Source organism: Rhodococcus antarcticus (assembly GCF_026153295.1).
Taxonomy (GTDB): Bacteria; Actinomycetota; Actinomycetes; order Mycobacteriales; family Mycobacteriaceae; genus Rhodococcus_D; species Rhodococcus_D antarcticus.
This window is the reverse complement of the sequence record NZ_CP110615.1, coordinates 2,312,485-2,324,968: the sequence shown is the minus strand read 5'-3', so window position 1 is coordinate 2,324,968 and position 12,484 is coordinate 2,312,485. Positions and strand designations below refer to the sequence as shown.

Genomic DNA, 12,484 nt, shown 5'->3' with positions numbered 1-12,484 from the left:
TCAGGGCCGTGCCCGTGAGCGTCGTCACCGACTCCAGCGCGCACCTCGCGCCCGGGGTGGCTGCGGAGCACGGCATCGTCGTCGTGCCGCTGCACGTGCTGCTCGACGGGGTCGCGCACCTCGACGGGGTCGACATCGGGCCCGACGAGCTCGTCGCGGCGCTGGGTTCCGGTCGGCCGGGCCTGCGGCGCCAGCCCGAAGCCGTCACCACCTCCCGCTGCTCGGTCGGCGAGCTCGAGCAGGCCTACACCGCCGCCGGGGACGACGGCTCCGACGTGCTCGCGGTGCACCTGTCCCGCCAGCTCAGCGGCACCTGGGACGCCGGCCGGCTGGCGGCCCGTGCGGGCGCCGCAGCCGGGCGACGGGTGCGGGTGGTGGACTCCGGCTCGACGGCGATGGGGCTGGGCTTCCCGGTGCTGGCCGCGGCGCGGGCGGCGGCAGCCGGCGCCGACCTGGACGAGGTGCACGCCGCTGCCGTCGACGTCGCGGCGCGCTGCCGCACCCTGCTGTGCCTGGACACCCTGGAGCACCTGCGCCGCGGCGGCCGGATCGGGGCGGCCGCCGCGGCCCTGGGCACCGCGCTCGCGGTCAAGCCGCTGCTGCACGTCGTGGACGGCCACATCGAGGCGCTGGAGAAGGTGCGCACCTCGGCGCGGGCGCTGGTCCGGCTCGTGGAGCTCGCCGCCCTGGCCGCCGGGGACGCGCCCACCGCCGTGGCCGTGCACCACCTCGGTGCGCCGGAGCGGGCCCAGGCCCTGGCGGTGGCCCTGCGCGAGCGGCTGCCGTCGGTCATCGAGCTGCACGTGTCGTCCGTCGGCGCCGTCGTGGGTGCGCACCTGGGGCCCGGCATGGTGGGCGTGGTGGTGTGTCCCGGTGGCGCCGGCGACCCTGGAGCGGCCGGGTTGTCCACACCCCGCTGAGCTGTCCACAGGCAGCCTGCGGTGGCAGTCCGGGACGCGGCCGCCCTCCTAGCGTCGACGTTCGTGCAGACCAGCGACCCGTCCCACTCCAGCGCGCGCGCCCGGCACCGGTTGAGCGCGGTGACGGCGGACGGGCCGATGCCCCCGGAGCCGGAGCCCGCCGACGAGGCACCGCCGCAGCCCCAGCACGCCCGTCCGCGCGGGTGGCGGGAGCGCTGGTTGCCGGCCTCCTGGCGCGGAGCCCGCGCCGATCCCGGCCGCAGGGGCGCGCTCGCGCTCGCCGGGGTCGCGGCCGTGGCCGCGGTGCTCGCCGCCGTGGGCGTGTGGCGCGACCGCCCGGTGCCCCAGGCTGTCCTGCCGCTCGCCCCGGTGGTGGTCAGCGCGCCGACGGCGAGCCCCACCGGCCCGGCGCCGACGGGTGAGCTCGTGGTCAGCGTGGCTGGGTCGGTCGCTACCCCGGGGCTGGTCACCCTGCGCGCCGGCGCCCGGGTGGCCGACGCGCTGACCGCCGCCGGGGGAGCCCTGCCCGGCACCGACCTGCTGACCCTGAACCTGGCGCAGCCGCTCACCGACGGCGAGCAGGTCCTCGTCGGGGTCGTCGGACCACCGGCGGTGGCGGTCTCCCCGGCTCCGGGGGCGTCCGCCGCCGGCGGACTGGTCAACCTCAACACCGCCACGCAGCCCGAGCTGGAGGAGCTGCCCGGGGTGGGTCCGGTGATGGCCGGGGCGATCATCGACTTCCGCACCCAGAACGGTCCCTTCACCAGCGTCGACCAGCTCGACGACGTGAGCGGGGTGGGGGCTGCCCGGCTCGCCCAGCTCGTCGACCTGGTCACCGTGTGAGCCCGTCCGAGCAGCACGCACCCACCCTGGACGTCCGCCTCGTCCCGTCCGCGCTGGCCGCCTGGCTCACCGTGGGCACCGGGATCCTGGCCGGGACGCTCGCGGGCGTGGTGCTCGCCGCCGTGGCCGTTCCCGCCGCGGCGGTGGTGCTCGCCCGGCACCGGCACCGCGCCGGGGCGGCCGGGCTGCTCGCCGTCCTCGCCGTGGTCACCGCGTTCGGGCTGGCCACCGCCCTGCGCAGCCACGCCGTCAGCACGAACCCGCTGGCCGGTGGGCCCGGGCGGAGCACGACCGTCGAGATTGTCCTCACCGACGACCCGAAGGCCCTGCGCGGGGCGGCCCTGCCCGGGGCCCCGCCGCGCGTGCTCGTCGCCGCCGACCTGGTGTCCTCCACCGACCACGCCCACCTCGGCGGTGCGGTGGTGGTGCTGGCCCCCGCGCAGGGGTGGGCCGGTCTGCTGCCGGGCCAGCACGTCCGCGTGCGCGGGCAGGTGGCCGCGCCCCAGCGCCACGACCTCACCGTGGCGGCCCTGCGGGTCGACCGGGCGCCCGAGGTGCTCGGGCTGCCCTCAGCGGCCCAGCGCGCCGCCGGCTCGCTGCGCACGGGCCTGCGCGAGGCCGCCGCCCGCACCCTCGGCCCGGACTCGGCGGGCCTGCTCCCCGGTCTGGTGGTCGGTGACACGTCCGCCCTGTCCGACGACCTGGTGGCCGACGCCAAGGTCGCCGGGCTCACGCACCTGACCGCCGTGTCCGGCACCAACATCACCATCGTGCTCGGGGCGGTGGTCCTGCTGGTGCGCGGGCTCGGGGCCGGGCCGCGGACGGCGGCTGTGCTCGCCGGGCTCGCGCTGGTCGGTTTCGTGGTGCTGGCGCGCCCCTCGCCGAGCGTGCTCCGCGCGGCGGTGATGGGGACGGTGGCCCTGCTGGCCCTGGTCACCGGGCGGCGCAGGCAGGCGCTGCCCGCGCTGAGCGGGGCCGTGCTCGTGCTGCTCGCCGTGCGGCCGGCGCTCGCCGTGGACGCCGGGTTCGCGCTCTCGGTCCTGGCCACCGGGGCCCTGGTGCTGCTGGCCCCGCGCTGGGTGCTGGCCCTGCGGCGTCGCGGGGTGCCGGCCGGGGTGGCCGAGCTGCTCGCGGTCCCGGCCGCCGCGCACGTCGTCACGGCGCCGGTGATCGCCGGGCTGTCGTCCCAGCTGAGCCTGGTGGCCGTGCTGGCGAACCTGCTCGCGGCGCCGGCCGTGGGGGTGGCCACCGTCGCAGGGGTCGCTGCCGCCGTGGTGCTGCCGGTGTGGACCCCGGCCGGCGAGGTGCTCGTGCGCCTGGCCGGACCGCCCGTGTGGTGGCTGGTGGAGGTGACCCACCGGGCCGCAGACGTGCCGGGGGCCGTCGTCGCGGTGCCCGGGGGAGCGGCCGGGGCCGTGGGGATGGCCGCGGCGACCGTCGTGGCGCTGGTGCTGGCCCGCAGCGCGGCCGTGCGCGGCCTGGTGGTGGCGGTGGTCGTCGGGGCCGGGCTGGTGGTGGTGCCCACCCGACTCCTCCTGCCGGGCTGGCCCGTGACCGGGTGGGCGCTGGTGGCCTGCGACGTCGGCCAGGGTGATGCGCTCGTGCTCTCCGCCGGGGAGGGTTCGGCCGTGGTGGTGGACACCGGGCCGGACCCGTCGGTCATCGACGGCTGCCTCGACCGCCTCGGCGTGACGCAGGTGCCGCTGGTGGTGCTCAGCCACCTGCACGCCGACCACGTGCGTGGGCTCGCCGGAGTGCTCGAGGGCCGCAGCGTGGGGGCGGTGGCGGTGGGGCCGCTGCACCTGCCCGAGGACGCCGTGGCCGGTGTCCAGGCCACCGCCGCCGAGCACGGGGTGCCCGTGGTGGACCTCGCCGCCGGGCAGCGGCTGCAGTGGCCCGGTCTCACCCTCGACGTGCTGGCGCCCACGAGGACCCCGCCCACCCGGCTCGGCGGTGACCCCGGCACCCAGATCGACGAGTTCTCCCTCGTCCTGGCCGCGCAGACCACCCTCGGTCGGGTGCTGCTGCCCGGCGACGTCGAGCTCGGCGCGCAGGGCGAGCTGCTCAGCAGCGGGCTCGACCTGCACGCCGACGTGCTCAAGGTGCCCCACCACGGCTCGCGGTTCAGCCTCCCGGAGTTCTTCGACGCCGTCGCCCCGCGGGTGGCGGTGATCAGCGCGGGGCAGGGAAACCCCTACGGCCACCCCAGCGCGCCCGTCCTGGAGCACCTGGCGGCTGTGGGCGTGCCCGTGGAGCGCACCGACCAGGCCGGTGACGTGGCTCTGCGGCCGGGGCCGGACGGTCCGGTGGTGGTCGAGCGCGGCGACCCCCGACCGCCGCCGTAGACGGTCCTGTCGGCGCCGCGTGGGACGCTTGCCGGCGTGACGAACCCCGCTCTGCACCTCGTCCTCGGGGACGAGGAGCTGCTGGCCGAGCGCGCCGTGTCCGCCGTCGTCGCGGCGGTCCGCGCACAGGACCCCACCGCGGACGTGCAGCACCGCAGGGCGGGTGAGGTCTCCGCACCGGAGCTGGCCGAGATGCTGAGCCCCTCGCTGTTCGCCGAGGCCCGGGTGATCGTGCTGGAGTCCGTGCACGAGGCGGGCAAGGACGCCGCCGCGCTGGTCGTCTCCGCGGCCGCCGACCTGCCGGACGGGGTCACGCTGGTCGTCCGGCACGCCGGGGGCGCGAGGGGCAGGGCGATCGCGGACGCGCTGGTCGGGGCCGGGGCCACCACGCACCGGGCGGCCAGGCTCAAGGGGGCTGAGCTGGCCGCCTTCCTGCCCACCTTCGTGCGCGCCGAGCTCGCGGCGGCCGGGGCCCGGGCCGCCGGCGACGCGGTCTCCGCCCTGGTCGACGCCGTGGGCTCGGACCTGCGCGAGCTCGCCGCGGCCTGCTCGCAGCTCGTCGCGGACACCGGCGGCCGGGTCGACGTGGTGGCCGTGCGTCGCTACCACCAGGGCCGCGCCGAGGTCACCGGTTTCGACGTGGCCGACGCGGCCGTCTCGGGGGACCGCGCTGCCGCCCTGGAGGCGCTGCGGTGGGCCGTGCACCGCGGCGTGGCCGACGTGCTGCTGGCCGATGCCCTGGCCGACGCGGTGCGCACCATCGCCCGGGTCGGGGCGGCCGGCCGCGGGGACCCGTTCCGGATGGCCTCCGAGCTCGGGATGCCGCCCTGGAAGGTGAAGAAGGCGCAGGCCCAGTCGCGGGGGTGGAGTCCCCGCTCGGTCGGGGCAGCGCTGCAGGTGGTGGCCGCGCTCAACGCCGACGTCAAGGGTGCGGCGGCCGATCCGGCCTACGCCATCGAGCGCGCCGTGCTCGCCGTCGTCGACCTCCGCGCGGCCTGAGCCCGTTGCCGGCAGGCCCGGACGCAGAGCAGCCCCGGTCGGGGACCGACCGGGGCTGCTCTGGTGGCGAGGTGGATCAGAGCTTGTTGACCGCCTGCGCCATGGCGGACTTCTTGTTGGCGGCCTGGTTGGCGTGGATGACGCCCTTGCCGGCTGCCTTGTCGAGCTTGCGGCTGGCCTCGACGAGAGTCGTGCTGGCCTTGTCCTTGTCCCCCGTGGCCACGGCCGCACGGAACTGGCGGATGGCGGTGCGCAGGGACGACTTCACCGACTGGTTGCGCAGCCGCTGACGCTCGTTCGTGCGGATCCGCTTCACCTGGGACTTGATGTTGGCCACGCGTGCACCCTCAGATCATGTGTGTTGGGAGTTACCGACCTCAGAGATTAGCAGCGGGTGCGCTGATCACCCAAACCCGTGCTCGACCCACCACACTACCGGCCGTGCTGTCACCACTGGGCTGGCCCGGGTTCGGCGAGATCACCCTGCTGGCCCTGCTGGCCCTGCTGGCGGCCGCCCTCGTCGCCGGGGTGGTGGACGCCGTGGTCGGCGGGGGCGGGCTGGTGCAGCTGCCGGCTCTGCTGCTGCTCCTGCCGGGGGCGCCGGTGCTGGCCCTGGCGACGAACAAGGTGGCCTCCGTCGTCGGCACGACCGCGGCCACGGTCACCTACGCCCGGGGCACCCGGGTGGACTGGCGTGCGGCCGTGCTGATGGCGGGCACCGCGTTCGCGGGCTCGGTCGGGGGAGCGGCGTTCGCCGGGGCCCTCCCGGCCACCGTCCTGCGGGTCGTGGTCCTCGTGGCCGTGCTCGGGGTGGGGATCTACACCCTCCGCACGCCGCACCTGGGGTCCACGCAGCGGCTCCGCTTCGGGCGGCGCCCGCAGCTGGTGCTCATGGCCACCGGCGGTGCGGTCATCGGCGGCTACGACGGGCTGGCGGGGCCGGGAACCGGCTCGTTCCTGGTGTTCCTGCTGGTCGGAGCGGTGGGCTACGCGTTCCTGCACGCCTCGGCCACGGCCAAGCTGGTCAACGTCGCCACCAACCTGGGCGCGCTGGCGTACTTCATCCCGGCGGGGCACGTCGTGTGGGGGCTGGCGCTGTGCATGGCCGTGGCGAACCTGCTCGGTGCGACGCTGGGCGCCAGGGTCGCGGTGCGGCGGGGCTCGGCCTTCGTGCGTCGGGTGTTCCTCGTGGTGGTGGCCGTGCTCGTGGTGTCGCTGATCGTCCAGCTCGTCACGTCGGCGTGACGAGCCGCTGACCGGTGCGCACCCGTCGACACGCCAGTCGAGGTCGGTGCGCACGGGGGGTGTCTCGTCGGACAGGATGAGGGCGTGACCAGACCGCTGCCCCGCATCCAGGCGCTCGCGCAGTCCCAGACGTCGCGTGCGGCGACGCAGGGCCAGGGCACATCGGGGGACCTGTTCAACGGGTACCAGCGCAGCGAGCACTACGCGCAGGCCTACGACGAGATGTTCCACCACGACGGTTCGGTGCGCCCGCCCTACAAGGGACTGCACGCCGCGCTCGCGCCGTCCGACGCGGCGGACCTGGCCACCCGCTCGGACGCGCTCGGACGCGCGTTCGTGGACCAGGGCATCACGTTCTCGCTGTCCGGCCAGGAGCGGCCGTTCCCGCTGGACCTCGTCCCCCGGGTGATCTCGGCCGCGGAGTGGACGAAGCTGGAGAAGGGCATCGTCCAGCGCGTCCGGGCGATCGAGGCGTTCCTCGCCGACGTCTACGGCGAGCAGGAGATCCTCCGCGACGGCGTCCTGCCGAAGCGGCTGATCACCTCCTGCGAGCACTTCCACCGCGAGGCCGCCGGGATCGTGCCGCCCAACGGGGTGCGCATCCACGTCTCGGGCATCGACCTGGTGCGCGACGCACAGGGGACGTTCCGGGTGCTGGAGGACAACCTCCGCAGCCCGTCCGGCGTCAGCTACGTCATGGAGAACCGCCGCACCATGGCACGGGTGTTCCCCGACCTGTTCGCCAGCCACAAGGTGCGCGCGGTCGGCGACTACGCCAACCACCTGCTGCGGGCCCTGCGCGCGTCGGCGGCCAGCAACGTGGCCGACCCGACGGTGGTCGTGCTCACCCCGGGCGTCGCGAACTCGGCCTACTTCGAGCACTCGCTGCTGGCCCGGCAGATGGGCGTGGAGCTCGTCGAGGGTCGCGACCTGTTCTGCCGCGACAACACCGTCTACATGCGCACCACCGAGGGCGAGCGCCAGGTGGACGTCGTCTACCGCCGCATCGACGACGAGTACCTGGACCCCATGCACTTCAAGCCCGACTCGGTGCTGGGCGTCGCGGGGATCATCAACGCGGCCCGTGCGGGCAACGTGGTGATCTCCTCGGCCGTCGGAAACGGGGTCGGCGACGACAAGCTCGTCTACACCTACGTGCCCACGATGATCGACTACTACCTGGGCGAGAAGCCCCTGCTGGCCAACGTCGACACCTTTCGCTGCTGGCTCGACGAGGAGTGCACCGAGGTGCTCGACCGCGCCGAGGAGCTCGTCATCAAGCCGGTGGAGGGTTCCGGCGGCTACGGCATCGTCTTCGGCCCGGACGCGGGGCCGCGCGAGCTCAAGGCCATCCGCAAGAAGATCAGGGAGGACCCGCGCGGCTGGATCGCCCAGCCCGTCGTCCAGCTCTCCACCGTGCCCACCAAGATCGGCGACGAGCTGGTCCCGCGGCACGTGGACCTGCGCCCCTTCGCGGTCAACGACGGTGACGGCATCTGGGTCCTGCCGGGCGGGCTGACGCGCGTCGCCCTGCCCGAGGACAGCCTGGTGGTCAACTCCAGCCAGGGTGGCGGCAGCAAGGACACCTGGGTGCTGGCCGGGCGCGGGTCCACCGACGAGCGCGAGCTCGCCGGGGAGGAGCTCGTCAGCGAGGTGCCTCTGGGCGTGGAGGCCGAGCACGGCCCCGAGCTCTCCGCGCTCCAGGAGCAGCAACAGCAGCAGCAACAGGGAGGTGGACGGTAGTGCTCGCCCGCAACGCCGAGTCGCTGTACTGGATCGGCCGCTACGTGGAGCGGGCCGACGACACCGCCCGCATCCTCGACGTGTCGGTCCACCAGCTCCTCGAGGACGCCACCGTCGATCCCGACCGCCACTCGCGCACGCTGTGCCGGGTGCTGGGCATCGACCCGCCCGAGGGCGAGCTGGACGTGTGGTCGCTGACCGAGCTGGTGGCCTACGGCCGCGAGCACGGCGGCTCCATCATCGCCTCGGTCTCCAGCGCCCGGGAGAACGCCCGTGGTGCCCGCGAGGTCACCTCCAGCGAGATGTGGGAGTGCCTGAACACCACGTTCAACGCGCTGCCCGAGCGCCAGCGCGCAGCCCGCAGGCTCGGCCCGCACGAGTTCTTCTCCTTCGTGGAGGAGCGCGCCGCCATGTTCGCGGGCCTGGCCGACTCCACCATGAGCCGCGACGACGGCTACCGCTTCCTCGTGCTCGGGCGCTCCGTCGAGCGGGTGGACATGACCGTGCGGCTGCTGCTCTCCCGGGCGGGCGACCGAACCTCCAGCCCCGCGTGGGTGGCGGTGCTGCGCTCGGCCGGCGCGCACGACACCTACCTGCGCACCTACCGCGGCGCGCTCGACGCGAACCGGGTGGTGGAGTTCCTGCTGCTGGACCGGCTGTTCCCGCGCTCGGTGTTCCACGCCCTGCGCCAGGCCGAGCTGTGCCTGCACGACCTCGACCACCGCCCCACCAGCCGCGTCGGCTCCCGCGCGGAGGCGCAGCGCCTGCTGGGCCGGGCCCGCAGCGAGCTGGAGTTCCTGAAGCCCGGGGACGTGCTGGAGGACCTGCAGAACCGGCTCCTGACGCTGCAGGAGATCTGCCGCGAGCTCGGCGAGGCCATCTCGCTGCAGTACTTCCACGCCGCCCCCTGGGTGGCCTGGTCGGACGCGGGGGCCATGTCCGAACCCCTCGACGAAGCACAGGGAGAGCTGTGACACTGCTGGAGGACGAGCGATGAGCTGGCGCATGCGGGTCGTCCACACCACCGGGTACGACTACGCGACCCCGGTCACGTCGTCCTACAACGAGGCCCGGCTCACCCCGCGAAACGACGGACGGCAGAACGTCATCCTCAGCCGCGTGGAGACCACCCCGTCCACCCGGTCCTACCGGTACACCGACTACTGGGGCAGCGTGGTCACCGCGTTCGACCTGCACGCCCCGCACACGGGCCTGGAGGTCGTCGGGTCCTCGGTCGTGGAGACCGAGGCCACCGTGGTCCCCGAGGAGCGGGCGAGCTGGGAGGACCTGGCCAGCGAGCCGATCATCGACCGGTTCACCGAGGTCCTCGGGTTCTCCGACTACGTGCCCGCGCACAAGGGCCTGCTCGGCGTGGCGGCCAGGCTGGCCAAGGGCCTCACCCCGGAGGAGGCCGTGCGCGCGGCGGCCACCTGGGTGCACTCGGAGATGTCCTACGTGCCGGGCACCACGGGCGTGCACACCTCGGCCGTGGAGGCCTGGGGCGAGAAGAAGGGCGTCTGCCAGGACTACGCGCACCTGACCCTGCTCCTGCTGCGCGGCATGGGGATCCCGTCGCGCTACGTCTCCGGCTACCTGCACCCCCGGCGCAGCGCCGTGGTCGGGGAGACCGTCGAGGGCCAGAGCCACGCGTGGATCGAGGCGTGGACCGGTGGCTGGTGGGGCTACGACCCGACCAACGACGTCGAGGTGAACGAGCAGCACGTGACCGTGGGCGTGGGCCGCGACTACCACGACGTGCCGCCGCTCAAGGGCATCTACTCCGGGGGCGGCTCCACCGCCCTCGACGTGGTCGTGGAGATCACCCGCCTGGCCTGAGCGCCGCCGCGGGTTCAGCGTCGAGGGGTCAGCGCCAGCCGTGCTCGGCGCGCAGCCGGGCGGCCACGGCGTCGAACCTGCTGCGCCCGAGCACCGCACCCTCGCGGCGGATGCCGTCCTCGGGGACGTCGAGAACGCGGTCCAGGCGCACCCAGCTCTCACGGCGCTCGGCGTCCCAGGAGCCCGGTCCCAGGGCCAGCCAGTCGGGATCTCCGTCGCGCCGGGACTGGCTGGAGAGCATCAGCCCGAGCACCGTGGTCCCGTCGCGGCCGACCACGAGCACCGGACGGTCCTTGCCCTGGCTGGCGTCCTCCTCGTAGACCACCCACGTCCACACGATCTCGCCCGGGTCGGCCTTGCCGTCCAGGTCGGGGGAGTAGGAGACGGTCCGCGCACGGTCGGAGCTCGGACGGGTGCGCGAGGCGACGGGGCGACCGGTGCCCGGGGCGGGCTGCCGTGCCTGTGGACCACTGCTCCCACGCCCGGACTGGATCTGTCGCAGCAGCTTCGGCGCCTCGCGCGCGATCCGGGGGCCCTGCTGCACGAGCAGCCTGCCCAGGGTGCTGCCGATCCTGCTCCACGCGCTCGCCACGCCCCGAACAGTACGTCGGGCGTCCGTCGGGTCCCCGTCCGCGGTCGTGGGACGATGGGGGCCAGTCCAGCCTTGCCCTCACGACCAGGGAGCTCCGTGCCCAGCTTCGCCGACCAGACGTTCACGCCGCCGGAGCGCATCCGCAACTTCTGCATCATCGCCCACATCGACCACGGCAAGTCGACGCTGGCCGACCGGATGCTGCAGCTGACCGGCGTCGTCGACCCGCGGCAGATGCGCGCGCAGTACCTGGACCGGATGGACATCGAGCGCGAGCGTGGCATCACGATCAAGGCCCAGAACGTGCGGCTGCCGTGGGTGGCCGACGTCGACGGGGTCAGCACCGAGATCGTGCTCCACCTCATCGACACCCCCGGCCACGTCGACTTCACCTACGAGGTGTCCCGCGCGCTGGAGGCCTGCGAGGGCGCGGTGCTGCTGGTGGACGCCGCGCAGGGCATCGAGGCGCAGACCCTGGCCAACCTCTACCTGGCCATGGAGAAGGACCTCACGATCATCCCGGTGCTCAACAAGATCGACCTGCCGGCCGCCGACCCGGACCGCTACGCCGCCGAGATCGCGCACATCGTCGGCTGCGACGCGGACTCGGTGCTCCGCGTGAGCGGCAAGACCGGGGAGGGCGTCAAGGAGCTGCTCGACGAGGTGGTGCGCCTGGTGCCGGCCCCGGTGGGCAGGGCCGAGGGTCCGGCGCGGGCGATGATCTTCGACTCCGTCTACGACGCCTACCGCGGCGTCATCACCTACGTGCGGGTGGTCGACGGGCGGATCACCCCGCGCGAGAAGGTGACCATGATGTCCACCGGCACCACGCACGAGCTGCTGGAGGTCGGGATCATCTCGCCCGAGCCGCAGGCGAGCGTGGGCCTGGGCGTCGGCGAGGTGGGCTACCTCATCACCGGGGTGAAGGACGTCCGCGAGTCCCGGGTGGGCGACACGGTGACCTCGGCGCGCAAGGGGGCCACCGAGCCGCTCGTCGGCTACCGCGACCCCAAGCCGATGGTCTACTCCGGGCTGTACCCGATGGACGGCTCCGACTACCCGGTGCTGCGGGACGCGCTGGACAAGCTGCGGCTCAACGACGCCGCGCTGGCCTACGAGCCGGAGACGTCGGTGGCGCTGGGCTTCGGCTTCCGCTGCGGGTTCCTCGGGCTGCTGCACATGGAGATCACCCGCGACCGGCTCGAGCGCGAGTTCAACCTCGAGCTCATCTCCACGGCGCCGAACGTGGTGTACCGCGTGGAGATGGAGGCGGGTGAGGAGACCATCGTCACGAACCCCTCCTACTGGCCGGAGGGCAAGGTGCGCGCGGTGCACGAGCCCGTCGTGAAGACCACGGTGATCGCACCGAGCGAGTACATCGGCGCGATCATGGAGCTGTGCCAGAGCCGGCGCGGCGAGCTGCTCGGCATGGACTACCTCTCCGAGACCCGTGTCGAGCTGCGCTACACGTTGCCGATGGGCGAGATCATGTTCGACTTCTTCGACGCCCTGAAGAGCCGCACCAAGGGCTACGCGAGCCTCGACTACGAGGAGGCCGGCGAGCAGGTTTCCGACCTGGTCAAGGTGGACATCCTGCTGCAGGGCGAGGCCGTGGACGCGTTCAGCTCGATCGTGCACCGCGACAACTCCAGCGCCTACGGCAACCGGATGACGGGCAAGCTCCGGCAGCTCATCCCGCGCCAGCAGTTCGAGGTGCCCATCCAGGCCGCGATCGGGGCCAAGATCATCAGCCGCGAGAACATCCGGGCCATCCGCAAGGACGTGCTGGCCAAGTGCTACGGCGGTGACATCAGCCGCAAGCGCAAGCTGCTGGAGAAGCAGAAGGAGGGCAAGAAGCGGATGAAGACCATCGGCCGCGTCGAGGTCCCCCAGGAGGCCTTCGTGGCCGCGCTGTCCTCCGAGTCCGCGGGCGACAAGCCCAAGAAGTAGCGCTCGCGCCG

11 protein-coding genes are annotated in these 12,484 nt (G+C 74.0%); 9 read left to right on the top strand and 2 right to left on the bottom strand.

Translation table 11 applies throughout. The features are described from left to right. The first annotated feature begins 8 nt into the window (after positions 1-8). The 4 genes from RHODO2019_RS11310 to holA all read left to right on the top strand — a co-directional run bounded on the left by RHODO2019_RS11310 (position 9) and on the right by holA (position 5,107). Complete coding sequence (locus RHODO2019_RS11310; protein WP_265381899.1) at positions 9-920, top strand: DegV family protein; 912 nt, start codon at positions 9-11, stop codon at positions 918-920. 63 nt (positions 921-983) lie between these two features. Further along, positions 984-1,763 carry a helix-hairpin-helix domain-containing protein gene (locus tag RHODO2019_RS11305; RefSeq protein ID WP_435532219.1) on the top strand — a complete coding sequence of 260 codons (780 nt, stop codon included), beginning with the start codon at positions 984-986 and terminating at the stop codon, positions 1,761-1,763. Next, positions 1,760-4,108 carry a ComEC/Rec2 family competence protein gene (locus RHODO2019_RS11300; protein ID WP_265381897.1) on the top strand — a complete coding sequence of 783 codons (2,349 nt, stop codon included), beginning with the start codon at positions 1,760-1,762 and terminating at the stop codon, positions 4,106-4,108. Before RHODO2019_RS11305 ends, RHODO2019_RS11300 begins: the two co-directional genes overlap by 4 nt. A 36-nt stretch (positions 4,109-4,144) precedes the next feature. Beyond that, positions 4,145-5,107, top strand: coding sequence for a DNA polymerase III subunit delta (gene holA / locus RHODO2019_RS11295; protein WP_265381896.1), 963 nt, complete (start codon positions 4,145-4,147; stop codon positions 5,105-5,107). A gap of 76 nt (positions 5,108-5,183) precedes the next feature. On the opposite strand, the gene rpsT is transcribed toward holA, so the two are convergent. Beyond that, positions 5,184-5,444: a 30S ribosomal protein S20 gene (rpsT, locus tag RHODO2019_RS11290; protein ID WP_265381895.1), complete on the bottom strand. Its 261-nt coding sequence runs from the start codon at positions 5,442-5,444 to the stop codon at positions 5,184-5,186. 104 nt (positions 5,445-5,548) lie between these two features. Here rpsT and RHODO2019_RS11285 point away from each other — a divergent pair, with 104 nt between their 5' ends. The 4 genes from RHODO2019_RS11285 (at position 5,549) to RHODO2019_RS11270 (ending at position 9,931) form a co-directional block, all read left to right on the top strand. Further along, positions 5,549-6,352, top strand: a complete 804-nt coding sequence (locus RHODO2019_RS11285) for a TSUP family transporter (RefSeq protein WP_265381894.1) — start codon at positions 5,549-5,551, stop codon at positions 6,350-6,352. A gap of 222 nt (positions 6,353-6,574) precedes the next feature. Continuing rightward, positions 6,575-8,095, top strand: coding sequence for a circularly permuted type 2 ATP-grasp protein (locus RHODO2019_RS11280; protein ID WP_265384736.1), 1,521 nt, complete (start codon positions 6,575-6,577; stop codon positions 8,093-8,095). Further along, entirely contained in the window at positions 8,095-9,069 is a 975-nt protein-coding gene (locus RHODO2019_RS11275; protein ID WP_265381893.1) for an alpha-E domain-containing protein, read from the top strand. Before RHODO2019_RS11280 ends, RHODO2019_RS11275 begins: the two co-directional genes overlap by 1 nt. 19 nt (positions 9,070-9,088) lie before the next feature. Next, entirely contained in the window at positions 9,089-9,931 is an 843-nt protein-coding gene (locus RHODO2019_RS11270; RefSeq protein ID WP_265381892.1) for a transglutaminase family protein, read from the top strand. Positions 9,932-9,959: 28 nt separating this feature from the next. Here the strand turns inward: RHODO2019_RS11270 and RHODO2019_RS11265 are convergent, their stop codons facing one another. Beyond that, positions 9,960-10,523, bottom strand: a complete 564-nt coding sequence (locus RHODO2019_RS11265; protein WP_265381891.1) for a type II toxin-antitoxin system PemK/MazF family toxin — start codon at positions 10,521-10,523, stop codon at positions 9,960-9,962. A 54-nt stretch (positions 10,524-10,577) separates the two neighbouring features. Here RHODO2019_RS11265 and lepA point away from each other — a divergent pair, with 54 nt between their 5' ends. Further along, entirely contained in the window at positions 10,578-12,473 is a 1,896-nt protein-coding gene (gene lepA, locus RHODO2019_RS11260; RefSeq protein ID WP_265381890.1) for a translation elongation factor 4, read from the top strand. Positions 12,474-12,484 lie beyond the last annotated feature (11 nt).